The organism is Oceanobacillus alkalisoli, from assembly GCF_022213125.1.
Classification (GTDB): domain Bacteria; phylum Bacillota; class Bacilli; order Bacillales; family Amphibacillaceae; genus Oceanobacillus; species Oceanobacillus alkalisoli.
Genome location: NZ_JAKNRA010000021.1, coordinates 1 through 26,167, shown reverse-complemented (window position 1 = coordinate 26,167; position 26,167 = coordinate 1). Strand labels below are relative to the sequence as shown.

Below are 26,167 nucleotides of genomic sequence, written 5' to 3'. Positions count from 1 at the left end.
ACACCGTCATCTATTCTTAGCTTCAAAAATTGATTCAGGGATAAAAAGCTTTCGTTAGATCAATCCAACGTTTTACTTCTTACCTCTTTTTCATACTGGTTGTTTTGTTCAGTTTTCAAAGAGCAAACGTTCTTGCATCCTCTTCGCGAGGCAACTTTTATAGTATATCAAACAAAAACTATCAAGTCAATAACTTTTTTATTATTTTTTCACGTTGCCACTCCGTTAAAAGCGACAAGAAATAATATACCACACTATTAAACTTAAAGTCAACCACTTTTTTATTTGGATTTTCTCTAGTTTTTGTGGCGGAAGATTAATATAACATGTATAAACTACGAAAGCAACATTATTTTTAACTGTCTATAAATAATTACATTTATTATTACTGTCATAATTAATATGGAGATAAGTATGACCCGCTCATTGGCTTCAAGTCGTCCACACCATTTCCAGCCGTGACAATGTCAGCTTCCTCGTTGCCCAGCATGGCAGTAAATTTACATTATCTCGCCATGCGGGACAAAATTTTCTTATCATCTCGATTCCTTTATTAAATCCTTCAGCTATACCAATTTTTTCTCATTCAAGAATTCCAAACCGAATTCTTTCTTCAGTTTTTCAGCTATGCATTGCAGCAGGCTGGTGTTTCTTGGGAAGAATCCATGGTTCAGCAAGCAAACCAATACTTACTTTCACGGCAGCATATTCGTTACGGCGACTGGGTGATTCACAATCCTTCCAGCAGCCCGGGCGGATGGGGATTTGCTGATCAGAACACGATGCATCCCGATCTAGATGATACAACTGCTTCCTAAAAATATTCAAAATGAAGATGGAGGATGGGGAGAGTCTTGCTATAGCGATATCCATCAAACCTATACTCCATTAAGCGTGAGTACAATAACCGACACGGCCTGGGCTGTGGATGCGCTTATTGCTGCTTCGGGCGACGATACACCCGAAATACAAAAAGGGTAAAATTTTTACTGGATCAAACTGACGTATTGGACTGGACGTTAAAATATCCAAAAGGGCAAGGAATGGCAGGTGGGTTTTATATTCATTAACATAGCTACCAATATATTTTTCCTTTACTAGTGTTGAGTCATTACCGGAATAAGTTTTTATAAGTGCGGCGAACGGGAATGGCCGATGATTATGAACTAGACAATGCGATTTAAGCCCTTGGCGACCTTAATGGAGTTGCCAAGGGGTTTTGGTGGTTCCGGGATCATGGAAATATTGAATGTAAGGTGAGGGACCTGTTATTGTGTGTTAGTATGGCGAAGTTTTTTCTCATGTTGAATGACTTTACTTGCGGCAAATTCAGCTGTTTCTTGTGTTTCTTGAAGGTTAATCTGAATCCCATCGACTTTTTTGGTTAGATTATCGATTTTTTCATTTACTTCATTGAAACGTTCATCGACTTCCAGAAAGCGCTTATCCATTTTTTCGTTGATCTGCTTCGAATGTTCATTTAATGCATTTAAAATTTCTTGCAAGACTACTTTTTCTTCCATCCGTTCTCACCTCCTTGCTTTTATTATAGCTTGTCTATGGAGATTTGAGAAGTGTACGATTCGACCCTTCTCTCATTAGTCTTTCAGTCAGATTTTCGTTCGATTCACACGTAATGGACTTCCTGTTAATGCTCGTTTTCTCGTTTAAAGGAGTTTTTCATGAAACCACTTCATTTTTTCTTACAAATTAGTTGTTAGACCTTCCGTATTTTACAAAAAGATGAATGATTTATTAACAAATGCTTGCTGCTTTTCTAAAAAGATTACTATGCTGGTGTTTATTGCCTCTCATCATGATTTGCCTCTGACATCATAGTGATAACTCTTTGTTAACTGTATTCCACAGTTTTGTTACAACTTTCAGGTATTCTATACATGAGATACAAATTATGAGGAGGTCTATTTATGAAAATCAAACAAGTTCTTACAGGTGTACTCTCTATTGGGGTCGCAGTGACTTTAGCTGCTTGCTCAGGAGAAACGGAAGATCAAGAGGAAATTATGGAAAACCCACCTGAGACTGAAACAACTCCAGATACAGGAGAAACAGATCCTGGAATGGACTCAGAAATGGAAGAAGATGAACCTGCTAGTGGTTCAGAACCTGGCTCCATCCCAGGTGATGCTGAGGATCCAAACACTGAAACAGATGAAGATACAGGAATTGAGGATCCAGCGGCAGATACGGAAGAAGATACAGGGTTCGAGGATCCTGCAGCTGATACGGAAGAGCAATCCGATACAGAAGAACAATAATATTTCAATATGTAAACGAAACATCCTCCCCTACATTGTAGGATATATAGTGACTGTCTGCGGAAATGCAGACAGTCTTTTTGATTTTCTATAGCAATGTAATCTTTGCATAACGGATTGATTAGGAATTGAAGAAATGGGAAATATACCCGTATAAACATTAATGAGGTGATTCCAATTTCCAATATGATTAACCAAGAAGAAATCAAGACGTTGAGAGAATTAATCAAAGACGTCGATACTGCTATGCTGACTACAATGACAGAAGAGGGACTTATTTCACGCCCGATGAAAACGCAGAAGATAGAGTTTGATGGAGATTTATGGTTTTTCACTAAAAAAGAAACGGATAAGTATAAAGAAATTTTACAGGATCAAGAAGTAAATGTTGCCTACGCTGGCAAATCCTATGTCTCCGTCCGTGGAAGAGCTGAAATTGTGGAGGATTTAGACAAGAAAAAGGAATTATGGAGTAAAGTATATGAGAAAATTTTGCAAACCTCTTATGATAATCCGGACATTGTTTTGATAAAGGTAAAAGCTGAAGCAGCAGAATATTGGGAGACCGGTAATTTTACGAAAAAAATTGCATTTCTTTATAAACGGATGACGGGAAAAAATTCTGAAGCGGCGCATGTAAATGAAACGATTGAACTGGATAAATGATAAAGTGAAACGATATTCAGTGGGGGTTCTTACTTCCCCGCTGATTGTTAGTTGAATAGAATCAGGAATTTACGGACTGCTTATCCCCACCTTCACATTTAGTTTCCCCTTATGTGGAGAAGCGAGAGGGGTATTACAGACTGTTAATGCGTGATAAAAAAACAGATTTCCAAGTTTTGGGCAATCTGTTTTTTTATGAACTTCAGTTATACTAGGTTTAATGTGTTTCTTAAAGTCGTAAAGTTGGATAGAGTGGGACATTTACTGACCCCATGTCCCGCTCTATAAGACCGCTAAACTTGGAATTGATTTACTAGTTCATTTAGGTCTTCTGCTAATCGGGCTAGTTCTGATGCGCTGTTGGCTACTTCTTCCATGGAACTGCTTGTTTGCTCTGATGAGGCAGATGTTTGTTCAATCCCTGCAGCTGATTCTTCGGAGACAGCTGCAATTTCTTGTATGGAGGAATTCATTTTCTGGCTGCTCGTTGCAAATTCTGACACATTAGCGGAGATCTTCTGCATATTCCCCACCATATCCGTCACAGATTCACGAATACGCGCAAATTTCTCTCCCGTATTTTGAATTTGAACGGTTCCTTGCTTCACTTCTTCATATCCATGATTCAATTCATTTGTCACTTCACTAAATTCGGTTTGTATATGATGAACAATCCCTGAGATATCGGTTACGGAACTTCCTACCTGCTCAGCGAGCTTGCCGACTTCATCAGCGACTACTGCAAATCCACGTCCATTTTCACCAGCTCTTGCAGCCTCGATTGCAGCATTTAAAGCCAATAAATTCGTCTGCGCTGCAATATCTTGGATGACGGTGACCAACTTGGAAATTTCTTGTGTTTGTTCATCTAACCCTTCCACTTTTTGCACGGTAGCTTGTACCATCGCATCAATACTTTCCATCTGATTCGTTGATAAATCCATTAAGACTGACCCTTCATTCGTCATTTCTAACACTTGATTCGATTCTTCCTCGACATGCACTGCGTTACAATTTACTTCTTCAATCTGCCCTGTAAAGTTAGACATCATACTGGATAAATCACCTGATTGATAGGCTTGTGTTTCCGCTCCTGAAGCCAATTCTTCCATTGTACTTGTGATTTGCTCTGTTCCTGAACGCACCTCAAAAGCAGATTGCGTAAGTTCTTCACTATGTGCTGACACCGTATGAGAGACGTCCGTAATTTTCACCATAATATCCCGCATGCTTTCATTCATATCATTTGTTGCCGACACCAACTGTCCAATCTCATCTCGCATATTTACATTCAACCGCTCATTATTCAAATGACCGGAAGCTATTAGTTGCATCCGTTTCATTACAGTTTGAATCGGATTTGTAATCAGCCGAGCAGTGATCATTGCGATTGTAATACCTAGAACAATCACCGCCAAAGAAATAACAATACCAAACGTCATAAGTGTATTTACATTTTGTTGTATTTCTTCACCAATCGCTTGAATTCTCTGCTCGGTAGTACCTGCCAGATTTCCAAACCCATCAATTAATTCTCTTCCAAGCGGCTCAAGCGATGTTTCTAAAATAACTCCTGCTTCATCTACATTTCCCGATTCATAAGCTTCAATTATCTCATCGGTTAAATAACCCCACTCGATTTTTCTTTCGAGTAATGATTCTAATTCCGCTGAACCACTTAGCTCGGACGCACGATTTTCTAATGCAATACTCTCTTCCAGTCCCGCTTCAAATGCTTCTTTATACGCCTCATTACCGAACATAATATAGCCTTGAATCAATCTTGTCCGGTCCAACATATTTTTTGCCAACCCTTCATCAACAATCATTAATTCCAGTTCCTTATCCAATACAATATCCAAGTCGTTATTGACTGAATTAATCGAGTAAATGGTGAATCCACTTAAAAGGACAACCAATACCATCATAATAGAAAAGCCAAATAACACCTTCGTTTTCAGTTTTTTAAAGTTAAATAATCCCGTAATCATTTTCATTCAAGCACTCCGATCATCATTTTTATCATGTAAGAGAAATAAATAGGCCTCCTTATCCTATATCGTACAATACACCGAAAATGTTAATCTATTATCGTTAAATCGTACTTTGCAACAAATATTCATATTACTTATTATCGCGATAAGCAGCATAATAACTGGGACAAATGCTCACTGACCCCCATGTCCCAGTGAATCCTTTTTGGGTGTTCTTTCGTATTACGTATAAGAAAGTGAGGGATTTACATGAAAAAATCAGTTACTCTTTTTCTGTTCTTCTTAATTGGAGTTTTACTATTTCCGCTGCAAGCGCTGGCGGTCGACTTTACAATCAATGAAACAACAATTGATGCTTACCTTTTAGATGATGGAAATGTTGAGGTGACCGAATCCCATACGTATGAGTTTGATGGAGAATTTAATGGAATTACCCGCAGCCTGATTTCGAAAGAGGGAACTTCCATTACGGATTTTACAGCACGTGAGGATGGGACTAGTCTAGAGGTTGAATTAGAAGATGAAACATATAAGGTTTTTCGCAGTGGGAAAGACGAGATGGTTACGATTGAACTTTCTTATTTAATCCAAGATGGTGTCGAAGTTTATGAAGATATGGCACAATTTTACTGGCCATTTTTTGATACAAGCAACGAGAGTGATTATGAGAATCTCACTGTAACGATTCATCCGCCTGAAGTGACATCAGATGTGATTGCATATGGGTTTGATGAAGCATATAAAACGGAAAAAATCGAAAGTGATGGAACAGTTGTATTTAAAATGGGGCTTGTCGATAGCGGGAAAAAAGGTGATATACGTGTAGGCTATGATCATGCTTTATTTTCTGCTGCACCGAGCCATGACGGAACCATTCGGGAGGAAATGATTCGGGAAGAACAAGAACTTGCCGACAAAGAAGCAGCTTTTCTCGCGCGCCAAGAAACACTTAGAAATCTCGCTCCTTTTGTAACAGCGATATTCGGCTTACTTCTTGTCCTCGTATTGTTTTATGGCTGGAGAAAAGGACAAATGACGAAGCTTGAAACAGAACATCAATACCATGCCGTTTCTATCGTTCCAAAAGAAATACTCAGTATGCCGGCGACAATTTTTTATTTCCGTAATCAAGTTGCAGACCATGGGGATATGCTAACAGCCGCAATGATGGATTTAGTAAGGAAAGGAAATATTGAATCCAGGAAAGATGGAACGTATTATCTAGTTCATGAAAATACGGACTTGCAGCATGAAATACTGCTTATTGATCTTTTATTTAAAAAGATTGGGGAAAGTCGCATTTTTTCTTTTGATCAGCTGGAAGCATATACGAAAAAGACAGCCAATCAAGAAACGTTTTATAAAGCTTTAACAGAATATCAGAGATTATTAAAAGAGGAAATAAACACTCATCAGCTGCTGAATAAACATAAAAAGCTGCGCTGGACGATAGGATTAACGAGTCTCTTATTAATCCCTTTTCTGATATTATTCGGCGTTCATGAATTGTATCTCTGGCTCATTATTGATTTGATTATAATGGGCGGACTTCTATTAATTGCCATTGTCTTTCAAACCCAAACAGTGAAAGGGCGACTTATCAGACGGCAATGGCAGCAATTCAAGGAAGACTTTAATGAATTGCAATCCAATAATTGGTACACCCTGCCAAAAGATGATAAAGAGCGTGCACTCATTTTCTCTTCAGGACTGAAGGATAAAGAACTGCAACAGAAAAATAAATATTTTATTGAAAATAGTGCTGCTGGGCAACCTGATTCAACGACTAACTTATTATTATTACTGACACTTTCATCAGCTGCGAACACAAATTTTGGTTCAGCTACAACCGTTGCCGCCCAGTCGGTCACCTCTTCATCCAGCACGGGTACAGGAGTTGGCGGTGGTGGCGGTGGATCTGGCGCATTTTAAAAATGGAATATATGTATAATCTGGCTTAATGAAAAAGGGATGCTTGTCCCTTTTTCTTTTTTTATTTATTGTTCCGTATGGCTCGTAATTTCAACACCTTGTAGAGCTTGCGTCGCCAATTGATCAGCCTCACGATTCTTTTTCCGTGAAACATTTTCGTAGGTTGGCGTGATGCCGAGTTGCCGGGTCTTCGCTTCAATCCGGTCCATCCACTTTGCCAGTTCCGCTTCATAGCATGGCCATTCATCATTAAGCTGGTTAACGACGACAAGGGAATCACCGATAAACGTAATTGGCAAATGACGGACACCTAATAGTTCGAGTTCCTTCAATCCAAGATGAAGCGCCGCATACTCGGCTTCATTATTACTAATAAAACCTTCTACTAAAGCATTTCTTCTGATTCGATGTAACTTTTCATCTTGTTTATAGTAAATCACGCAACCTAATCCAGCTTCTCGTGTATTCCGGTCAAATCCACCATCAAAATAAACGACGATATCATGAGGTTCTGTTTTAACTTTTTCCATAAATTTCTTCAGCTGTTTGAATGTCCAATGGTTATCTAGATTGTCAATAAAAGTTAATTGCCTCATTCTCCCTGTCTTCTCCAAATCTTCAGCAATAACAAGAGCCAGACCAGCCTGCATTTCATCCGAACTGAAGACTGCTTCAACCCCGTTTTTCGTTCGATAAGTTAATTCAATTCTCACTTGCATCATGAACCCCTCCCCTTGTCTATTTTCTTGATGATATAATTGGTTAATCGCCTGGATGGAGTAAATATCTCTCCGTTCAGGCGATTAAACGCTTCCCTTTCAAGCAATTAAAAAGCACCTATTCCTTTATCCTAAACTAACCTTCAACTTATAACCCGTATTACAACCCATGATGCGGATTATGATTTTGTCTAGAATGATTCGCTTGTTTCGTTTTTTTCGAACCCGATAGAGGTTCTCCGTAAGGCTGCTCTGGGCTTTGTGGTAGATCTGGATTTTTCTTTTGCTTTGGCCCTTTTGGTCTTGATGCCATCATTGTGCCCTCCTTCCTGATAGGTTAGCTTTTGACGGAAGGAAGGGATTTATTCCTGAAGCAGTTAAATAATCAAATGCGGCTTTAGAGATTTTGAATAATGAAGTTCCCCGTTTTTTGTGACAACGATTGCCGCGACATCTTTTATCCTTTCTAAAGCTGCAATTGTTTCTTCTGCTGACTTGCCAAATAAACGGCCTGTCCAAATTTCACCATCGACGGATTGGTTGGAGACAACCGTCAAGCCAGCAATTTCAGTTTCAATTGGATAACCTGTATGCCTGTCTAAAATATGGTGATACGTTTCATTATTTAACGTTAATTTCCTTTCGTAGATGCCCGAGGTAACAACGGATTGGTTGAAAGCTTTGACAATTGCAATATGATTGCCGCGCTCTTTGAATGGATGCTGGATCCCAATGCGAAAATATCCGTCTGTCTGAGTCGGTGCAGGTCCGTAAGTGAGAACATTTCCGCCTAGATTAATAATAGCCGCACTCACTTCCATCGCTTCTAAATCAGGAATTAAAAGATCCGCGATATATCCTTTCGCTAAAGCCCCAAGATCGATAAACATGCCAGGTTCTTTTAAAAGCACGGTTTGCTTTGCATCATTCAGGATGATGTTACTCGGATCTGTTAAAGGGAGTAAGCCTTGAATGTCTTTATCTGCTGGAACTTCTGTACCGCCGAAGCCAATTCGCCATGCTTCAACGAGCGGGCCGATTGCAATATTTAACGAACTGTCCGCAGGTGTACTATGTTCTTTTCCGATTTTAATTAATTTGTATAAATCAGAATGCACCTTCACTGGCTTCCTTCCAGCATTTTTATTAATGCGCATTAATTCTGATCCTGGGTCATGGGCACTGAAACGTTTATTAAATTCCTTAAGGCGAATTTCCAATTCATCTAAGATGAAATCTGCAAATTTATGCTGAACGGACAATTCAATAACCGTGCCCATCATGCGTATCTCACGACTTTTCATTCGACAAAACCTATCCTTCCACGTAAAAATTCGAAAAAAAGAGGCCATAAAGACCTCTTTTTCTGTCTTTCCTTTACGATTTTTAACCTTGAGCGGTTGCTCCTGAGACTGTATCCACTTTCTCTGTAGCTCCAGATACCGCATCAACATCTCCACCGGTCAGTTGTTGTCCAGTCTGTTTCAAGTACCAGTCGATAATTGGTTTGATATCTTGGACATATTCATTAATTCCTAGATAATTTCCTTCATCATCCCGGATTGCTTGATAGCTGTGAACAACAAACTTGTCCGGTCCGTGTGTTGGTACATGAGCGCGAACCGTATCTTCTTTTCCGCTGCGTAATTGCTGAATGACCCAGGCAACACTGCTAAAAGCATTTTCCGGGTGACACTGTGCGAGCGGATTACCCACTTGTGCCGGTGTACGGGAAGCAAGCATGTCTTCTGCTTCATACATTCGGTTATAATACAGGAATTGGTTATTACTATCCGCGTATGTTAGTTCAGCCGGCATGGAATTTAAGAAGTAATTCAACTGATTGACGGTTAAAATTCCACGATCCAATTTCACGTACGCGTCACCTTCAACTGCTCCGGTTGCAACAGCCGCCTGTTCTACCCAATCTTCAGCTTCCATATCAATGCCTTCGATTGTTGTATCGATTTTCCCAGTAGCATATAAGTCCTCTGTACTCGATACGTCCTTCATTCCGTCTGGTGCATCTACAATTCTCACTACGTTAATGAAGCGAATGAACTTCTTGATACAACCTTCGAGAAATTGGACAGTGTTCGCATCTTTCAGATTTTCTTCTTCATCAAACGCTTTATGCACTTCACCTAACAGGAACTCATTACCTGGCATGACGACCGCATTTACACCCGGTGCATCTAAGATTTGACGTAAATGAAGCTGAGAGCGTGATGAACCTTGCACGTCATAAGAAGCTCCAACAATCATAACTGGTTTCCCGTCGAGCGGATGGATTTTAAAGGACAACCATTCTAGAGCACTTTGTAATGCTGAAGGGATGGAATGGTTATATTCAGGTGTCGCAATGATGACACCGTCCGCTGCAACAATTTTTTTGTTTAGATGTTGAATGGCTTCACTGTTCGTTTGATCATTTGATTGGTTAAACATCGGAACTTTATCAATATCCAGCACTTCCACATCAATCAAATTTCCAAACTTTTTAGCGATAAATTTTAATAATAAACGGTTATAAGAAAACGCTGCATTCGACCCGACAATTCCTACTATTTTCATCTATATTTACTATATTTACCTCCCTATTCATTTTTTTCCCAAGAAAAGCTTTGTGTTTTCTGCTGGGAAGGATTTGCTGAGACTAATTGGTTTGTAATATCAACAAAATGGATAAACTCATTAAATATTCCTTCTAATTCTTCTATTTTCTTCGGATCACTAAGCTTGCCATCTTCATCATAAGCTTGCAGAGAGAATCCAACTAAAAACTCAGAACTCGGCATAATACGTGCTTTCAATTCCGGGGCATCTAGAATTTGCCTCAAATGTGCCTGCGCTCTTGAAGAACCAAGCCTTCCATACGAAGCACCAGTGAGCATAACCGGCTTGTCAATTAATGGCTGGGTTGTATAGGACAACCATTCCAATGTACTTTTTAAAATTGCCGGGACAGAATGGTTATATTCTGGGGAACTTATAATCACCCCGTCTGCTTCTCGAATTTTGTCTGAAAGATCCTGCACTTCAGCTGGTGCTGTTTTGTCATCTGGCTTATTGAATGCAGGAATATCTTTAATTTCATAAAGTTCAATGTTCGCCTTTTCTGCAAAATGTTTTTGTATGAATTGCAATAATTTACGATTCGTAGATTGGTCGGAGTTCGTTCCAACAATTGCTAGTAGATTCATCATTTTATTGCTCCCTTCTCATGTTTTGTACATTACCATCATTCGAGTGTTTTTTTTCGAAAATTCGCGATATCATGATGTATCTTAAAATTTAATACATAAAGATAATTACCCTGCGTCTAGCTACGATAAACATGATATTTCGCTTCTCGAAAATTCCTATTCGAACGATTTAATGTGAGAGTAGCTTTTTTAGCCATCATTTAATCGACTAAACATACCATTCTTACAATCATTAACACGTCATCAATCGATTTGTCCTCCCACATTTCTCTCTTGTGAAATAATTCACTAACTATCACAATTTAAATATACCCCATTCACATTAGAAATGCAATATACTTCACCACGTTGTAACAATTTTAAAATTCGGGACAGGAGGTCGAGAGCATTTGTCCCAGTGAAAAAATGCTCTCGACCTCCTGTCCCGCTCAACAGATTAACTGCCTCTTTTCCTTTTATTCCTCTTCTGATCCAAGTTGAGAAATTCTGTATCCTCTGCTATTTCCATGTCTTGCTTTGGCCTTGTATCGTATTTTCTTACATTTCGTTGTTTGCCTTTATCCTTATTCCTGTTCTTATTTTCTTCCGACATGTTGTAAGCCTCCTCTATACGATTTCAGACTTAGTATATCCTTCCTTTTTATTATTTATTTCAGGTGAAAGTTATCGGATTTTCCTATCTTTTGGTATAATGCGGACATAGAGATTAGAATGAAAAAGGAGTTTTCCAGAATGAAGATAGAAATAAATGGTCTTGAGTTGAAAGAGGAGCATATAAAAATGCTTTTAAATGAACTGAAAGACGAAAAGGTTAGAACGACAGAAGAGTTGCAAAGATATTTAAACGATCATTGGTATACGAAAGACAATGCAAGAAAATGCCACTTGCTCGTTGCCAAACATCCAAAGAAAAGAAGCTTTGCGATTCCATTTGAATAAGAATTCCTTCCAAAAAATAAAGTAGTTTAATGAATTTCATAATACGTATTTAATGCATCACCATCACCATATGTAGTTGAGTTGGTTCGTTCCCAACTACATATGGTGATGGGAAAGCTGACTTTTGTAATTATGAAATTCATTCAGTTTAGCATCCTTTTCAATAAAAAATGCTAAACTACTTATTTTCTCCTAAACAAATTGATTCTGTTCTATCGTATAAACTCCGCGGGAGGTGCTGATCGTAAAGCGAGCCCCATCAAATTCGTACGTTGCTTCCTCTTCAAGAGGGATTTCAAATGTTTCAGCTGGCAAGGATTCATAATTCTTCATCGTTGTTTCGACGAGACCACTTCCGTTTAATTGCAAGGCGTAACGGGATATATAATCATCAATACTCTGTCCCTTCGTGAAAGAAACTCCTCTTAAAACAAGAAGTGTTTCTTTTATATCATCCATTTCCTGCTTCACAATCTTTATCTGTTGGTCATTTCATTGCTGTAATAATTCATTAAACTCTTCAATGCTTAAGCGCCGCTGCTTCATTGTATCACTCCTTTTTATTACGTTTTCCCTCTCTTCGGAAAAACATACAAAGAGTGTTTTCAATTGCTAAGAAAGCGCTGCAGTGCCTCAAATTGCTCTTTAGCATCGTTCCAACCTAACTCATAAAGCTCTTCCACTCGTTCCTTCTTCCGTTCCGCCCTCCCTACCGGCAATTCCACACTTGGTCGCATCACAAACGCATTTCCTAGCTGTTCCTGTTTAGCGACATATTCAAGTGTCTCATTATAATGCTTATACCGTTCCCTTAATAAATCATTTATTTTCGGATGCTGCTTATACTTAATAATAGAGTACATTTTTCTTGGCCGTTTGAAATAACCCTCTGGCTTTGTAAGGATAATTACATTCTTTTCAAAGCCATCTTGCTCTGATTTTTTTATCGGAATGGGATCACTAATCCCGCCGTCTAATAAATGCCGGCTTTTATATTCCACACTCGACGCTACAAATGGCAAAGAACTTGAGGCACGGAGTAATTTCACGAGATCTGTCCCCTGGTCCGTTTTATTAAAATAGACCGGCTCCCCTGTGTCACAATCGGTGGTTACAATGACGAATTCCTCTGTATTCTGCTTAAACGCATCCATATCAAATGGAACTAATTTATTTGGAATTTCATCAAAAATAAAATCCATTCCAAAAAGTTCCCGTTTCTTGATAAAATTTCTAAAGGAAAGGTAACGTTTATCCTCAATAAAACCGAGATTCACTTTTTTGTTTCGACCTTTTTGCCTTGAAAGATAAGATGCGGCCATACAAGCTCCCGCCGAAACACCGATAACGTAGGGTGGGTATAAATCCCGCTCCATAAAATATTCCAGCACTCCTGCCGTATATAATCCGCGCATACCGCCACCTTCAAGGATTAATCCTGCATTAACCATCGTCTCTTCCCTCAACTTTATTGTGAATTTTGTAGGCTTTTTCCATTTATATTATGCTCCGGATACTACAATTAAATAATATCATTTTAACAGGCCTACCTAGAGTTTGGGAATTTTTTCAATTTAAAACAGGTAAGAAGATTTCTTTCTTGTATACCTGCGTACATTAGATATTGGAAAGGAAGGATTTTCTTGAAGATTAAACTGAAACGAATTTATGATGAATCCGCAAAAGCAGACGGGGTACGCATTCTCGTTGATCGCCTCTGGCCAAGAGGTGTATCAAAAGAAAAGGCAAATCTCGACCACTGGCTGAAAGAAATTGGCCCGACAGATGAATTACGGAAATCATTTCATGAGGATGAACGGAGCTTTAAACAATTTAAAGTAAAATATTTAAAAGAATTACAATCCGGAGAACAAAAAGAAGCACTGAATGAATTAAAGAAAATAGCAGACGATACAAAACAAATCACCCTCCTCTTCGCAGCAAAAAATAAAGAAGAAAACCAAGCAGTAATATTAAAAGAAAAACTAGAAGATTAGAAGCAAGTCATTTTCCCTCTCCTATTTGCATATGTTTTATTAGGACAACCTTATAGTCAACATGGCAAAAATTATTAAAGGAGAGGAATTTTAACATGAGGTATAAAAACCCAAATACAGAAGGTGCAGTGATCACATTTAAGGACCGTTACGATAACTTCATTGGAGGAGAATATCGTCCACCAGTCAAGGGGTTATATTTTGAAAATGTCAGTCCGGTAACTGGTAAAGCATTCTGTGAAATCGCTCGTTCAACAAAAGAAGATATCCAGTTAGCTGTCGATGCAGCGAGTGAAGCAAAGGAAGCCTGGGGGAAAACTTCGGTTACGGAGCGGGCAAACATTTTAAATGAAATTGCCAATCGGATTGAGGACAATATGGAAATGCTCGCCGTTGCGGAAACCTGGGACAACGGAAAAGCGATCCGAGAACCACTTGCCGCTGACTTGCCATTAGCCGTCGATCACTTCCGCTATTTTGCCGGTGTTATCCGAGCGCAAGAAGGCGGCATCAGCCAAATCGATCAAGACACAGTTGCCTATCACTTCCACGAGCCGCTCGGTGTTGTCGGACAAATTATTCCATGGAATTTTCCGCTGTTAATGGCGACTTGGAAACTTGCACCAGCGCTCGCTACCGGTAACTGTGTCGTTTTAAAACCAGCTGAACAAACACCAGCATCGATTCACGTATTGCTGGAGTTGATTCATGACTTGCTTCCTCCAGGTGTATTAAATGTCGTGAATGGATTCGGGGTCGAAGCTGGTAAGCCACTTGCGACAAATCCGGGGATTGATAAAGTTGCTTTCACTGGGGAAACAACAACCGGCCGCTTAATTATGCAATATGCATCTGAAAATATTATCCCGGTAACATTGGAACTTGGAGGAAAGTCACCGAATATCTTTTTTGAAGATGTTATGGACGAAGATGATGGTTTTCTCGATAAAGCGGTGGAAGGCTTGACGATGTTTGCTTTAAATCAAGGTGAAGTGTGTACGTGTCCTTCTCGGGCCTTGATTCATGAGTCCATTTATGATGAATTTATGGAACGGGCACTCGCACGTGTCAAAGAAATTAAAATCGGCCACCCGCTCGATACGACAACGATGATGGGTGCACAGGCCTCAACGGAACAACTAGAGAAAATCACCTCCTATCTTGATATCGGAAAACAAGAAGGCGCGGAAGTGTTAATCGGAGGCAATGTAAATAAACTGGGCGGAGAGCTCTCCAACGGTTACTATGTAGAACCAACTATCTTTAAGGGACATAATAAAATGCGCATTTTCCAGGAGGAAATTTTCGGCCCGGTTCTTTCTGTCACAACATTTAAGGATAAGGAAGAAGCACTGGAAATTGCAAATGATACACTCTACGGTCTTGGTGCTGGTGTCTGGACGCGAAACATTAATACGGCTTACCGCTTTGGCCGGGAGATTCAAGCCGGAAGAGTATGGACGAATACGTACCATCAATATCCCGCTCATGCGGCGTTTGGCGGGTATAAAAAGTCTGGAATCGGACGGGAAAATCACCAGACGATGCTCGCTCATTATCAGCAAACGAAAAACTTACTGATCAGCTATAGTGAAGGCCCTGCAGGTTTATTCTAACTTTCCTTTGTCGGGAAGCTAATCATATGTATTGATTAGCTTCCCTTCTACATAGATTGAAAGAAGGAGGGATCTTTTGATGGTACAACGTGTAGTTGCAACGGAAAGTACACTTCAATTAATCGAAAAGTTGAAAACGATCCACGGCCCACTCATGTTTCACCAATCCGGGGGCTGCTGTGACGGAAGCTCACCAATGTGCTACCCGCGGGATGAATTCCGCACCGGTGAATCGGATATATTACTTGGTAAAATTGGAGACACACCTTTTTACATGTCCAAAGATCAATATGAGTACTGGAAACATACTCAGCTTATCATTGATGTAGTCGATGGCAGAGGTGGTATGTTTTCCTTGGAAGGTCCAGAAGGCAAACGATTTTTAACAAGATCCCGGATATTTACAACAAAAGAACGAGAAAAATTGGAGTTGTGACAGCGGGACGTGGGGTCAGAGCATTTGTCCCAGTGGGACAGTTGCTCTGACCCCTTTGTCCCATCTCCCCCTAAATTCCCTAGCAATTTAATGGGGTATTTCCTCTTCTAACCTGTTATAATAGATATATCATTTAACGAAATTTTATCGCAATCTATTATTCTACTTTTGGACTTGAAAGGTGAGCTGCTTATAAATGAGCACGTCAAATGTAATTATGAAACGAATAATCATTGGAATACTTATTGTTATTGGAGGTTTTCTTACATATTTCTATTTCTCGCAAATCTTCCCCATCTTGCTAGCACTGCTGCTCGCGCTCATTTTTGAACCATTCGTTCGGCTGATGATGCGCAAATTCAAGTGGGAGAAAAGAATCTTACCTGTTTTGATTACCTTTCTATCCTTTCTTGTCATTAGCGGCTTCATCATCTATATTACAGTTGTCGTCATTTTTGACATTCTTTATGGATGGGCATTTCAAATTCCGCGCTACGCCATCGAAATTCAGCATTTTATAGAAAACAATATTGAAAAGTTCTATGAATTTCTGCAAGAAGTTCCAATGGCAGATGTAATTATCGAGGAGCTCGAAGCGTTATCTTCTGATTTCATGCAGACGGCATTAAGTATTACGACATCCATTATCACAGGATTTGGTTCTATTGTACAAACTATTGTAGCGGCAATTCCAAATTTAATTTTTGTATCATTATTTTTCTTGATTGCTTTGTTTTTATTCAGTTTGGAATTACCAAGAGTGAAAAAAATCTTCTGGAGCTGGTTCCGTTCTGACCTCGCCGCTAAATTGCAATTCATTTCGAAGCGCATGGGAGAAGTCTTTTTCGGGTATTGGAAAGCACAGCTCGTTTTAAGTATCGGGGTATTTATTTTATGTTATATCAGTCTTAAGTTTATTGCGCCAGGCCCTGCCCTGATCATGTCTTTCATCATTTGGATAGTCGATATTATTCCATTGTACGTCGGGCCCGCGTTGGTGCTTGTTCCATGGGCACTGCTTGCTTTTATTCTCGGAAATACATTTATGGGAGTTCAGTTGATTATTCTTACAATCGTGCTCCTTGTATTGCGCCGAATAATCGAACCGAAAGTGCTAGGAGATTCCATTGGTCTCGCTGCCCTGCCAACCGTGCTTTCTATGTATTTTGGTTATGTGCTAGCAGGCGTGCTTGGCCTAATCTTCGGACCATTTGTCTATATCGCATTCATTACAGCCAAAGAAGCAGGACTATTTGAATTAACCTCAAAACCAGGACGAACAGGAAACTAACCTGTCCGTCTTTGGGACAAGGGGTCAGAGCATTTGTCCCAATTAGTGGCGGGACAGTTGCTCTGACCCTCAGTCTCATTTCTTCAATCGTCTTAAGATTTCATCTGTCACTTCTTCTGTCGAATGCTTTCCACCTATATCTGCTGTCGTAATTCCAGCACTCACGGTGTTTTCAATAGACTCCAGCACAAGCGTGCCCAGTTCATCTTCCCCGAAGTGATCAAGCATCATTTTTGCCGTCCAGATTTGACCAATTGGATTAGCTTTCCCTTTTCCTGCAATATTAGGTGCTGACCCATGCACCGGTTCGAACATCGATGGATATTTTCCCTCCACATTAATGTTCGCTGTTGGCGCAATACCAACACTTCCCATAATAGCGGCACCGATATCCGATAAAATATCCCCAAAAAGATTACTCGCGACAACGATATCGAATTTTTCCGGCTGTGTAACGAAAAATGCTGATAGTGCATCAATGTGCTGGGAGTCTGTCTCCACTTCCGGGTATTCCTCCCCTAGATCTTTAAATACCTCATCCCAAAACGGCATCGTATGAACAATCCCGTTCGATTTCGTAGCACTTGTTACATGCTTTTTTCTTTTGTCTGCCAACTCAAAGGCATAGCGCATCGCCCGTTCCATACCTTTTCTTGAGAATATGTTATTTTGAATAGAAATTTCATCTTCCCCACGGTAAATCCTTCCGCCAACCTCACTATACTCACCTTCACTATTTTCCCGCACGATAACTAAATCAAAATCTTTCGGGCTCACAAGCGGAGTTTTTATACCACGGAGCAATTTCGCTGGGCGAACGTTGATTTGCTGTTCAAAATCACGACGAATTTTTATTAACAAACCCCATAAAGAAATATGATCTGGAACAAGGTCCGCGTTCCCTACCGCTCCTAGAAAAACAGCATCAGAATCCGATAATCGGTCGATTCCGTCTTCAGGCATCATTTTCCCGTGTTGCAAATAATACTCACAGCTATATGGAAATTCCTCATACTCAAACTTCAATCCCCCATGCAGTTCTGCAACCGCATCCAAAACTCGGGTAGCAGCAGGCACTACCTCTCTTCCAATCCCGTCTCCAGGAATAGAAGCAATTTTGAACTTTTTCATAATAAAAACCCCTCCTTGTAAAACTACTATTCAACTATTCTTCATTAGTATACCAAAAAGCGCGACACAGGGTCAGAGCAACTGTCCCAAAACAGGAGGATAGGCCCTTAAATTATTATTCCCACACCTTGAAATGACATGGACGGGTAACCTAGCAATTTTCGTTTGCCTGTTCATTTTCTCCACTGTACCGACACCTGGCGAGACAAATACACAAGAACGAAAACCTGCTTACAGTATGAGAACGATGCGAAATAAATTCTAAATATGCTTAGTCGGACCAGTTTCCATTTGGTCCGACTAAGCATATTATTTAGGAAAAATTCCCATTTGATCCATTTTAACCGCACGGGTAGCAGCAAATGTTTTAATATATTTATCTATCATCCGCTCCCCGCCGAAATCATCCTCATAAAAACCAGTAACAGCAAACCCGGCATCAATTTGACCTTGAATTTGATCCTCTAGTGTATGGGCAAACTCAATTGTTTCCTCTCTCTTTAGAAACTCTTCAAGCGCCTCTCCCCCTAGATGGTCAAGTGTGGAAGAAGGAATCGGATGTCGTACAGCAAGATTTCCCTTTTTCTCCTGTTCATCATCAAAAATCCATAATAGTGGATTAGTGAATCCAGCTATGAGTACACCTCTCTGCTTCAACACCCCTGCAATCTCTTGCCAAACCGGCCGTGGATTTTCGATAAATAAATTTGACACTGGATGAACAACAATATCAAATGACTCCTTTTTAAAATGACTAAGATCCGCCATATCTCCTTGCACCACTTTTAAGTTTAAACATTCGCGTCTTGCAACCTTTTCATCCTGCTCCAGTTGCTTCTTAGAAATATCCATGACGGTTACATCTGCACCTGCAGCGGCTAGAATTGGAGCTTGTTGTCCGCCGCCTGCTGCAAGACAAAGAATTTTTAAACCGTGAATTGACGCAGGAAACCAATTCCGCGGCACTGACTTTTCTGACCCCATGTCCCAATTTTGTTATACTAGAAACAGTAGTTATAAAGTAAAGGAGTTATGGTTAATGAAGAAGTTTATTAATGCAACGATTTACGGGAACCCTGATTCCCATGAAATTTTAGTAGAAAACAATCAATTTAAAGTAATCGGCAATGATCTCGGTGACGCAGATGAAGTCATCGATTTAGGAGGTCGTCTTGTTCTGCCTCCATATGTTGATCCACATCTCCATTTAGATTACATTTTCTCCGGTCTTGGTGAAGGAAATGCAAACATATCAGGTACGTTGTTCGAAGGGATTCAGCGCTGGAGTGATAATAAGAAAACTTTGACTGAAGAATTGGTTCGGGAGCGTGCCATGAAAGGGATTCAGAAGGAAGTAAGCAAAGGAGTACAATTCATCCGAACACACGTTGACATTACTGATCCGAACCTCACAGGAATGAAGGCATTAATCAAACTTCGCGAAGAACTAAAAAGTATCGTAACCCTACAGCTTGTCGCCTTCCCCCAAGAAGGATTCTTCCGCTACAAAGGGGCTGAGGAATTAATGGAAAAAGCACTCGAAATGGGTGCAGATGCCGCAGGAGGCATCCCCCACTTTGAGATATCCTATGAACATGGGGTAGAGTCCTTAAGACGAATTGTTGATCTTGCCATTAAATATGATGTAATGATCGACATCCACTGTGACGAGAATGATGACCCGAACAGCCGCTTTCTAGAGGTCCTGAATGCCCTTGTCATGGAAAAAGAGTACGGCGAATACACAACCGCAAGCCACACGACAAGTTTTGCTTCGGTAGAAAATAGTTATGCGAATAAAATGATGGGTCTTTTTAAAGAATCAAAAATTAATTTCATTTCATGCCCAACGGAAAACGCTCATCTTCAAGGACGCGGGGATACATATCCGAAACGCCGCGGTTTAACCCGTGTGAAAGAATTGCTCGCGAATGGAAATAATGTCGCATTTGCTCAGGATTCAATTGCTGACTACTGGTACCCTTTAGGTAATGGAAACATGATGAATATTTTGGATAACGGAATCCACCTTGCCCACTACACCCACATTGATGAGATCAACAAAGCATTTGACCTGATTACGTATAACGGTGCAAACATTATGCGGGTAAATGAAGAATATGGAATTGAAGCCGGAAAACCAGCCAACTTCATCGTGCTTGATGCAACAGATGCTTATGAAGCCATCCGAGAGCGCGCAGAAGTGCTTGCTTCTGTTAGAAATGGTGAATACCTGTTTAAGCGTGCTCCGAGAGTGAATGAAATTGAAATTGACTTTTTAAAAGAACTATAAAGTAAAACTAACCTTTAGTGGACGTTTTCTTTCATCCCACACTGGTGGTTAATTGAACGAATCGGACTGTTACTAGATGTTGAATCTCCCACTTCAAGAAATGAAAGAAACTTTTTATTACTAAGTGGGAGGGCCAACAGCCAGTTACACTGCGATAAAATATTAAAAAACTCCCCTTCTACCATACATCTGAAGGGGAGTTTTCTATAATTATTTATGTCTATCGGATATTCACAAATTCCAGTCCGAACATTTTCGCTAAATCTTCTATTTGCTTAGCCGTAACCGCAAAGGATAGAACCGTATGATGACCTCCACCATATTCAACCCATTTTTCCACGCCATGCTGGAATCCGGATTTGATCGTCATCATTTGACGAGCGACCGGAAGATGTGGAGCAGGCTCTTGCGGGATACTTCCTTCCACTTCGTACATGACCATCCGGAAATAATCACCGAAATCAGAAATTGTCAAGTTCACACCTTCTCCTTCCACACCATCGAATACTAAGCGTGCAGGATCTTCCTTATCACCAATCCCTAGCGGGTGAACCTCCACACGTGGTTTTGAGCTTGCTAATGTCGGATCGACTTCAAGCATATGCGAGCCCAGAATCGCTTCTTCACCTTTTACTAAGTTGTACGTATAATCTTCCATAAAACCTGTCAGCTTGTTATGAGCCATAATCTTAATTAAACGGTCAAGTGCTGCTGTTTTCCAGTCACCTTCACCGGCAAAACCATACCCAGCTTCATTTAGACGCTGTACAGCCATACCAGGGAGTTGCTTCATGCCCCATAAATCCTCGAAGTTCGTCGTGAATGCAGTATAACCGCCACGCTCTAAAAATCTCTTCAATGCGATTTCAATTTTGATTTGTTCTTTCACTTGGTTTTCGAAAAATGCTGGATCATTTTCGCCAACAACAAGTTCATATTTCTCTTCGCACTCTTTATATACTTCATCAATAGCCTCATCCGTCACTTCATTCATTTCAGCGACTAAGTCACCAATACCGAAGTAATCGACCGTCCAGCCGAATTGAATTTGCGCTTCAATCTTATCCCCGTCCGTAACAGCCACATTACGCATATTGTCACCAAATCTGGCAACTTTGATGTTGAAGCTTTCATTATAAGCAACCGCAACATCCATCCACTGTTTAATTTCCTTTTGAACATCTTCATCTTTCCAGTGGCCAACAACAATTTTATTGTTTTTCTTCAGACGGGCATTAATGTAACCATACTCTCTGTCCCCATGTGCACTTTGGTGCAGGTTCATATAGTCCATATCAATATCTTTCCACGGAATATTATTTGCTAATTGTGTGTTCAAATGAAGCAATGGCTTTTGCAGCAGTTTCGTCCCTCTGATCCAGTTTTTCGCTGGAGAGAATGTATGCATCCACGTAATAACACCAGCAACTTTATCATTATAGTTAATTTCCTTCATCACATCCGTGATACTATCAGAATCCGTAGCAACTGTTTTAAATACAATCGGATAAGGGAAATTACTCTTTTCATTTAATTCATTTATGATTGTTACCGCGTTTTCCTTAACCGCATTCAATGTTTCTTCCCCGTATAAAGGCTGACTTCCTACAACGAACCAAAATTCATATGGATTTATTTCCAACATAATAAAGACCTCCTTGAAGTTACGTATCTTAAGTTCCCCTGCTTCATTCACAAGGTTTGAATCTCTTTACAGGACTGTACTTTAATAGAACTCTCTGTAAACCGCTTACATTTTTTATTGTATATCAATAATACGTATAAGTCAACAATAAAATAATTTGTACGTATAAAAATATAATAAGAAATTCCCTCCAACTAACAACAGTCTCAATAAAGCCAGCTATTACAGAGCATTTTTCACTTCATTATTTATACGAACAAAAATATTATAGTTGATTCGTCTGGACAATAATGATATTATCTATTTGTGAAAGCCTTTACTTCCAGCTGAAAGTAACCATAGAAAAGAGGAGGATACAGTAGTCATACGCAATTAATTCTTCATTTCATTATAGTTGTACTGATAAATAATTCCTTTTCTCTTTATTAGTACTCTTTGGTTTGTAAGCCTTTACTATTTTAAAAAAATATTTACAAGAAATGCTTTACACTTAGGGAGGGGATTTTAATGGTAAAAGAAAAAAAGATTTCTCATAAATTTATTTATTTCTTCGGAGCTTTTGGAGGAATACTATTCGGTTATGATATTGGAGTTATGACAGGAGCGCTTCCGTTCCTGCAGCAAGATTGGGGACTGCAGAATGCGGCAACGATTGGCTGGATTACTTCTTCGATTATGTTAGGTGCAATCTTCGGTGGTGCTCTCGCCGGGCAACTTTCGGACCGTTTCGGACGCCGGAAAATGATTCTAGCTTCTGCGGTTATCTTTGTGATTGGATCACTCCTGTCAGGAATTGCACCGCCTAATGGCGATATTTTCCTGATTCTCGTTCGTATCTTTCTTGGTCTAGCTGTTGGTGCAGCTTCTGCACTTGTTCCGGCCTATATGTCGGAGATGGCTCCAGCCAAGTTACGCGGGCGATTATCCGGGATAAACCAGACTATGATTGTTTCCGGTATGTTACTGTCTTATATTGTTGACTTTTTACTAAGTGGTTTGCCGACCACAATAGCGTGGCGCTCTATGCTTGCGATGGCAGCGGTACCAGCTATCATTCTGTTTCTTGGTGTATTAAAGTTACCGGAGTCCCCTCGTTTCCTTATTAAAAATAACAAGATCCGGGAAGCTCGTCAGGTCTTAAGCTATATTCGTCCAAATAAAGAAGCAATCGATGCTGAAATTAAAGAAATTCAAGAAAGCAGTAAGAAAGAAGATCAGAAAGTTTCTTGGGGTGCTTTATTAAATAGTAAATACCGCTATTTAGTCATTGCCGGTGTCGGTGTAGCAGCATTCCAGCAGTTCCAAGGTGCGAACGCGATATTCTATTATATCCCGTTAATTGTAGAATCAGCTACTGGACAAGCAGCAAGCTCTGCATTGCTGTGGCCGATTATCCAGGGTATCATCCTAGTAATAGGTTCCTTAGTTTTCCTTGTTATTGCAGATAAATTTAAACGCCGGACATTGCTGACCCTCGGGGGTACTGTAATGGGACTTTCCTTTATCTTCCCTGCAATCATCAATTCCATTGTTCCAGATGCGAATCCGATGATGATTGTTGTGTTCTTGAGTATTTATGTCGCGTTCTATTCCTTTACATGGGCACCTTTAACATGGGTAATTGTCGGAGAAATCTTCCCGCTGCTCATCCGCGGACGTGCATCCGGCTTAGCTTCATCCTTTAACTGGATCGGATCATTCCTCGTCGGATTGCTTTTCCCGATTATGACCGCATCGATGGCACAAGAAGCTGTATTCGCCATCTTTGGTATCATCTGTCTGCTCGGTGTTGCCTTTATCCGTATCCGTGTACCGGAAACTCGCGGCCGTACATTAGAAGAAATTGAGAAAATCGGTGAAATGAAAGGTTTGGCAAAGAACAATAAAACAGCCTAAAATGAAGAGAGAAACAGAATAATAGATTTGGAGGGACTTTTTATGAATCTAACGGAGACGTCCAAAGCGATTCAGCAAGGTGATGTATATCTCGGGATTGAATTAGGTTCTACTAGAATTAAAGCTGTCCTGATTGATGACGATTTCAATACGATTGCTGCTGGAAATTATGCTTGGGAAAACAAATTCGAAAATGGCATGTGGACTTATTCCCTTGAAGATGTTTGGAAAGGGATTCAAAGCAGTTATCTTCAAGTAGCCGCTGACGTAGAGAGCAGGTATCACACGAAGCTTGCAAGTATTCGTTCCATTGGGGTAAGTGCCATGATGCACGGCTACTTACCCTTCTCAAAAAATGATGAATTACTAACGCCTTTCCGTACATGGCGGAATAACACAACAGGACAGGCTGCGCATGACCTGACCGAACGATTCCAATTCAATATTCCGGAGCGCTGGAGTATTGCCCATCTTTATCAAGCAATCCTTGATGAAGAAGAGCATGTACGCGAAGTTGATTTCATTACAACACTTGCAGGTTATGTCCATTGGCAATTATCCGGAGAAAAAGTGTTAGGTGTAGGTGACGCTTCCGGAATGTTCCCGATTGACGATTCGGGAACTTATTCTGATAAGCATGTAAAGTTGTTTGAAAACCTGGAGAATGTCGCCCAGTATGACTGGAACCTCCTTGACATCCTGCCAAACGTACTACAAGCAGGTGACCAGGCCGGCACTTTGACGGAAGCAGGCGCCAAATTACTAGATATAAACGGAAACCTTCAAGCCGGCAGTATCATGGCCCCTCCTGAGGGGGATGCCGGCACCGGTATGGTTAGTACGAATAGTGTCCGCAAGCGAACTGGAAATATTTCTGTCGGGACTTCCGCCTTTTCCATGCTTGTCCTTGATAAGCCATTGCAGAAAGTATATAAAGACATCGATCTCGTGACGACACCAAATAACGAGCCGGTTGCAATGGTCCATACGAATAATTGCTCTTCCGATATTAATGCTTGGTCCAGCATCTTTAAAGAATTTGCTGAACGTCTTGGCATCAATCTTGATGAAGGCCGCTTATTCGAAATCCTGTTCCACTCCACAACGAGATCAGAACCGGATGCAGGCGGATTAATCAATTACAGTTATTTATCTGGAGAAAATATTACGAAGATGCCAGAAGGACGTCCGCTGTTCGTAAGAGATGTCAATAGTTCCTTTACGCTCGCAAACTTTTTCCTTACGCAGTTGTATGCAGCATTTGCTCCACTAAAAATTGGAATGGATATTTTAATTAATGAAGAAAAAATCGAGACAAATGTTCTAATCGCACAAGGCGGACTATTTAAAACACCTGTCATCGCACAGCAAGTTCTTTCCAATGCGCTGAATATCCCGATTACCGTGATGAAAACAGCAAGTGAAGGCGGCGCTTGGGGAATGGCAGTACTAGCAGCTTACGCGAAGCAAGGAAATAAAGAAATCAGTTTAGAAGATTTCCTTGACCAATACGTATTCACGGACCCGCAAAGCTCTACCTTAAGCCCAGAACCTGCAGGGGTAGAAGGTTACGAGCAGTTTATTACAAAATATAAAGCTGGACTGCCAGTTGAATCAGCTGCAATCGAGCATATATAAATAAGAATACCGGGCGAACTATATGCCCGGTTCTTTTCTATTCATCGTCACTCTATAAAAATCGGATGCATTTTTTCTGCCCCCTTACTCCCATTTTCCTTTTCTGGCTTGCCAATTCTGATTCTTATTAAAGAAAGTTCGTTACAGATTCTTTTTTTATATGAATGAATTTCATAATTACCAAAGTCGGCTTTTCCATCACCATATATAGTTGGGAACGAACCAACTCAACTCATATGGTGATGGAAAAGCATTAAATACGTATTATGAAATTCATTAATATGTTAAATTTACCATAATATTGATTGCCTAAGTGGGTGAAAATTTCGACATTTCTCTATACAAAATAAAAAGTCCGAATGGGCTGGGACATAACTAGCCAAAAATAATAAAAAAAGAATCCAAGTCATTAAAATGCGGCTTGGATTCATTTTTGATAGAAATTTATCATCGTTATTTATTTTTTTGGAGTTTTTGGCGGTGAACTTC

Annotated in this window: 23 protein-coding genes and 2 pseudogenes; 12 read left to right on the top strand and 13 right to left on the bottom strand. The window is 40.1% G+C overall.

From position 1 onward, the window contains the following. Positions 1–623: 623 nt before the first annotated feature. Positions 624–1,067 (top strand): annotated as a pseudogene (locus tag L3V42_RS17020) (squalene--hopene cyclase); the annotation flags it as partial. Positions 1,068–1,268: 201 nt separating this feature from the next. On the opposite strand, the gene L3V42_RS17015 reads toward L3V42_RS17020, so the two are convergent. After that, positions 1,269–1,523, bottom strand: coding sequence for a hypothetical protein (locus L3V42_RS17015; RefSeq protein WP_235763773.1), 255 nt, complete (start codon positions 1,521–1,523; stop codon positions 1,269–1,271). A gap of 405 nt (positions 1,524–1,928) precedes the next feature. On the opposite strand from L3V42_RS17015, the gene L3V42_RS17010 reads away from it, so the two are divergent. Together L3V42_RS17010 and L3V42_RS17005 are read left to right on the top strand one after the other, a co-directional pair. After that, positions 1,929–2,279 carry a hypothetical protein gene (locus tag L3V42_RS17010; RefSeq protein ID WP_235763774.1) on the top strand — a complete coding sequence of 117 codons (351 nt, stop codon included), beginning with the start codon at positions 1,929–1,931 and terminating at the stop codon, positions 2,277–2,279. Positions 2,280–2,456: 177 nt separating this feature from the next. Then, positions 2,457–2,945, top strand: coding sequence for a pyridoxamine 5'-phosphate oxidase family protein (locus L3V42_RS17005; protein ID WP_235763831.1), 489 nt, complete (start codon positions 2,457–2,459; stop codon positions 2,943–2,945). Between the two features lie 293 nt (positions 2,946–3,238). Here the strand turns inward: L3V42_RS17005 and L3V42_RS17000 are convergent, their stop codons facing one another. Next, complete coding sequence (locus L3V42_RS17000; RefSeq protein WP_238472541.1) at positions 3,239–4,942, bottom strand: methyl-accepting chemotaxis protein; 1,704 nt, start codon at positions 4,940–4,942, stop codon at positions 3,239–3,241. A 246-nt stretch (positions 4,943–5,188) separates the two neighbouring features. On the opposite strand from L3V42_RS17000, the gene L3V42_RS16995 reads away from it, so the two are divergent. Then, positions 5,189–6,871: a DUF2207 domain-containing protein gene (locus L3V42_RS16995; RefSeq protein ID WP_238472540.1), complete on the top strand. Its 1,683-nt coding sequence runs from the start codon at positions 5,189–5,191 to the stop codon at positions 6,869–6,871. A 65-nt stretch (positions 6,872–6,936) separates the two neighbouring features. On the opposite strand, the gene L3V42_RS16990 is transcribed toward L3V42_RS16995, so the two are convergent. The 6 genes from L3V42_RS16990 to L3V42_RS16965 form a co-directional block, all read right to left on the bottom strand. Then, a complete protein-coding gene (locus tag L3V42_RS16990; RefSeq protein ID WP_235763777.1) occupies positions 6,937–7,590 on the bottom strand; it encodes a reverse transcriptase-like protein in 654 nt (217 codons plus the stop codon). Positions 7,591–7,750: 160 nt separating this feature from the next. Then, the gene (locus tag L3V42_RS16985) at positions 7,751–7,903 is read right to left on the bottom strand and encodes a small acid-soluble spore protein P (protein WP_235763778.1); all 153 of its coding nucleotides are present in this window, start codon (positions 7,901–7,903) and stop codon (positions 7,751–7,753) included. Between the two features lie 64 nt (positions 7,904–7,967). Beyond that, positions 7,968–8,894 carry an FAD:protein FMN transferase gene (locus L3V42_RS16980; protein WP_238472539.1) on the bottom strand — a complete coding sequence of 309 codons (927 nt, stop codon included), beginning with the start codon at positions 8,892–8,894 and terminating at the stop codon, positions 7,968–7,970. Positions 8,895–8,976: 82 nt separating this feature from the next. Continuing rightward, a complete protein-coding gene (locus L3V42_RS16975; RefSeq protein ID WP_235763780.1) occupies positions 8,977–10,164 on the bottom strand; it encodes an NAD(P)H-dependent oxidoreductase in 1,188 nt (395 codons plus the stop codon). 23 nt (positions 10,165–10,187) lie between these two features. Beyond that, positions 10,188–10,796, bottom strand: a complete 609-nt coding sequence (locus L3V42_RS16970; RefSeq protein WP_238472538.1) for an NADPH-dependent FMN reductase — start codon at positions 10,794–10,796, stop codon at positions 10,188–10,190. Between the two features lie 436 nt (positions 10,797–11,232). Beyond that, positions 11,233–11,388, bottom strand: a complete 156-nt coding sequence (locus tag L3V42_RS16965) for a hypothetical protein (RefSeq protein WP_238472537.1) — start codon at positions 11,386–11,388, stop codon at positions 11,233–11,235. Positions 11,389–11,528: 140 nt separating this feature from the next. On the opposite strand from L3V42_RS16965, the gene L3V42_RS16960 reads away from it, so the two are divergent. Continuing rightward, positions 11,529–11,735, top strand: a complete 207-nt coding sequence (locus L3V42_RS16960; RefSeq protein ID WP_235763783.1) for a hypothetical protein — start codon at positions 11,529–11,531, stop codon at positions 11,733–11,735. Between the two features lie 192 nt (positions 11,736–11,927). On the opposite strand, the gene ymzB is transcribed toward L3V42_RS16960, so the two are convergent. Both ymzB and L3V42_RS16950 read right to left on the bottom strand, forming a co-directional pair. Further along, positions 11,928–12,215 (bottom strand): protein YmzB, encoded by a 288-nt coding sequence (gene ymzB, locus L3V42_RS16955; protein WP_500797184.1) that lies wholly within the window; start codon positions 12,213–12,215, stop codon positions 11,928–11,930. 125 nt (positions 12,216–12,340) lie between these two features. Then, positions 12,341–13,186: a patatin-like phospholipase family protein gene (locus L3V42_RS16950; RefSeq protein ID WP_238472535.1), complete on the bottom strand. Its 846-nt coding sequence runs from the start codon at positions 13,184–13,186 to the stop codon at positions 12,341–12,343. 192 nt (positions 13,187–13,378) lie between these two features. Here L3V42_RS16950 and L3V42_RS16945 point away from each other — a divergent pair, with 192 nt between their 5' ends. From L3V42_RS16945 to ytvI, 4 genes are all read left to right on the top strand, one after another. Then, complete coding sequence (locus tag L3V42_RS16945) at positions 13,379–13,732, top strand: DUF488 domain-containing protein (RefSeq protein WP_238472534.1); 354 nt, start codon at positions 13,379–13,381, stop codon at positions 13,730–13,732. A 95-nt stretch (positions 13,733–13,827) separates the two neighbouring features. Continuing rightward, on the top strand, positions 13,828–15,348 hold the full coding sequence (gene adh, locus L3V42_RS16940) for an aldehyde dehydrogenase (protein WP_238472533.1): 1,521 nt from the start codon (positions 13,828–13,830) through the stop codon (positions 15,346–15,348). Positions 15,349–15,427: 79 nt separating this feature from the next. Next, positions 15,428–15,784 (top strand): DUF779 domain-containing protein, encoded by a 357-nt coding sequence (locus L3V42_RS16935; RefSeq protein ID WP_235763788.1) that lies wholly within the window; start codon positions 15,428–15,430, stop codon positions 15,782–15,784. Between the two features lie 196 nt (positions 15,785–15,980). Next, positions 15,981–17,075, top strand: coding sequence for a sporulation integral membrane protein YtvI (gene ytvI / locus L3V42_RS16930; protein WP_235763789.1), 1,095 nt, complete (start codon positions 15,981–15,983; stop codon positions 17,073–17,075). Positions 17,076–17,150: 75 nt separating this feature from the next. On the opposite strand, the gene L3V42_RS16925 is transcribed toward ytvI, so the two are convergent. Both L3V42_RS16925 and L3V42_RS16920 read right to left on the bottom strand, forming a co-directional pair. Continuing rightward, positions 17,151–18,206, bottom strand: coding sequence for a tartrate dehydrogenase (locus tag L3V42_RS16925; protein ID WP_235763790.1), 1,056 nt, complete (start codon positions 18,204–18,206; stop codon positions 17,151–17,153). Positions 18,207–18,515: 309 nt separating this feature from the next. Continuing rightward, positions 18,516–19,184, bottom strand: a pseudogene (locus L3V42_RS16920) (class I SAM-dependent methyltransferase); the annotation flags it as partial. 61 nt (positions 19,185–19,245) lie between these two features. On the opposite strand from L3V42_RS16920, the gene L3V42_RS16915 reads away from it, so the two are divergent. Beyond that, positions 19,246–20,499, top strand: a complete 1,254-nt coding sequence (locus L3V42_RS16915) for an amidohydrolase family protein (RefSeq protein ID WP_238472532.1) — start codon at positions 19,246–19,248, stop codon at positions 20,497–20,499. A gap of 220 nt (positions 20,500–20,719) precedes the next feature. Here the strand turns inward: L3V42_RS16915 and araA are convergent, their stop codons facing one another. After that, positions 20,720–22,144 carry an L-arabinose isomerase gene (gene araA / locus L3V42_RS16910; protein ID WP_235763792.1) on the bottom strand — a complete coding sequence of 475 codons (1,425 nt, stop codon included), beginning with the start codon at positions 22,142–22,144 and terminating at the stop codon, positions 20,720–20,722. A 507-nt stretch (positions 22,145–22,651) separates the two neighbouring features. Here araA and L3V42_RS16905 point away from each other — a divergent pair. Together L3V42_RS16905 and L3V42_RS16900 are read left to right on the top strand one after the other, a co-directional pair. Further along, complete coding sequence (locus tag L3V42_RS16905; protein ID WP_235763793.1) at positions 22,652–24,040, top strand: sugar porter family MFS transporter; 1,389 nt, start codon at positions 22,652–22,654, stop codon at positions 24,038–24,040. A 42-nt stretch (positions 24,041–24,082) separates the two neighbouring features. Beyond that, positions 24,083–25,678, top strand: a complete 1,596-nt coding sequence (locus L3V42_RS16900) for a xylulokinase (RefSeq protein WP_238472531.1) — start codon at positions 24,083–24,085, stop codon at positions 25,676–25,678. The last annotated feature ends 489 nt before the right edge of the window (positions 25,679–26,167 follow it).

Bases quoted from the DNA above. Each gene is read 5' to 3' on its own strand.
- L3V42_RS17015 (WP_235763773.1), bottom strand. From the start codon at position 1,523: ATGGAAGAAAAAGTAGTCTTGCAAGAAATTTTAAATGCATTAAATGAA.
- L3V42_RS17010 (WP_235763774.1), top strand. From the start codon at position 1,929: ATGAAAATCAAACAAGTTCTTACAGGTGTACTCTCTATTGGGGTCGCA.
- L3V42_RS17000 (WP_238472541.1), bottom strand. From the start codon at position 4,942: ATGAAAATGATTACGGGATTATTTAACTTTAAAAAACTGAAAACGAAG.
- L3V42_RS16995 (WP_238472540.1), top strand. From the start codon at position 5,189: ATGAAAAAATCAGTTACTCTTTTTCTGTTCTTCTTAATTGGAGTTTTA.
- L3V42_RS16990 (WP_235763777.1), bottom strand. From the start codon at position 7,590: ATGCAAGTGAGAATTGAATTAACTTATCGAACGAAAAACGGGGTTGAA.
- L3V42_RS16985 (WP_235763778.1), bottom strand. From the start codon at position 7,903: ATGGCATCAAGACCAAAAGGGCCAAAGCAAAAGAAAAATCCAGATCTA.
- L3V42_RS16980 (WP_238472539.1), bottom strand. From the start codon at position 8,894: ATGAAAAGTCGTGAGATACGCATGATGGGCACGGTTATTGAATTGTCC.
- L3V42_RS16975 (WP_235763780.1), bottom strand. From the start codon at position 10,164: ATGAAAATAGTAGGAATTGTCGGGTCGAATGCAGCGTTTTCTTATAAC.
- L3V42_RS16970 (WP_238472538.1), bottom strand. From the start codon at position 10,796: ATGATGAATCTACTAGCAATTGTTGGAACGAACTCCGACCAATCTACG.
- L3V42_RS16965 (WP_238472537.1), bottom strand. From the start codon at position 11,388: ATGTCGGAAGAAAATAAGAACAGGAATAAGGATAAAGGCAAACAACGA.
- L3V42_RS16960 (WP_235763783.1), top strand. From the start codon at position 11,529: ATGAAGATAGAAATAAATGGTCTTGAGTTGAAAGAGGAGCATATAAAA.
- L3V42_RS16950 (WP_238472535.1), bottom strand. From the start codon at position 13,186: ATGGTTAATGCAGGATTAATCCTTGAAGGTGGCGGTATGCGCGGATTA.
- adh (WP_238472533.1), top strand. From the start codon at position 13,828: ATGAGGTATAAAAACCCAAATACAGAAGGTGCAGTGATCACATTTAAG.
- L3V42_RS16935 (WP_235763788.1), top strand. From the start codon at position 15,428: ATGGTACAACGTGTAGTTGCAACGGAAAGTACACTTCAATTAATCGAA.
- ytvI (WP_235763789.1), top strand. From the start codon at position 15,981: ATGAGCACGTCAAATGTAATTATGAAACGAATAATCATTGGAATACTT.
- L3V42_RS16925 (WP_235763790.1), bottom strand. From the start codon at position 18,206: ATGAAAAAGTTCAAAATTGCTTCTATTCCTGGAGACGGGATTGGAAGA.
- L3V42_RS16915 (WP_238472532.1), top strand. From the start codon at position 19,246: ATGAAGAAGTTTATTAATGCAACGATTTACGGGAACCCTGATTCCCAT.
- araA (WP_235763792.1), bottom strand. From the start codon at position 22,144: ATGTTGGAAATAAATCCATATGAATTTTGGTTCGTTGTAGGAAGTCAG.
- L3V42_RS16905 (WP_235763793.1), top strand. From the start codon at position 22,652: ATGGTAAAAGAAAAAAAGATTTCTCATAAATTTATTTATTTCTTCGGA.
- L3V42_RS16900 (WP_238472531.1), top strand. From the start codon at position 24,083: ATGAATCTAACGGAGACGTCCAAAGCGATTCAGCAAGGTGATGTATAT.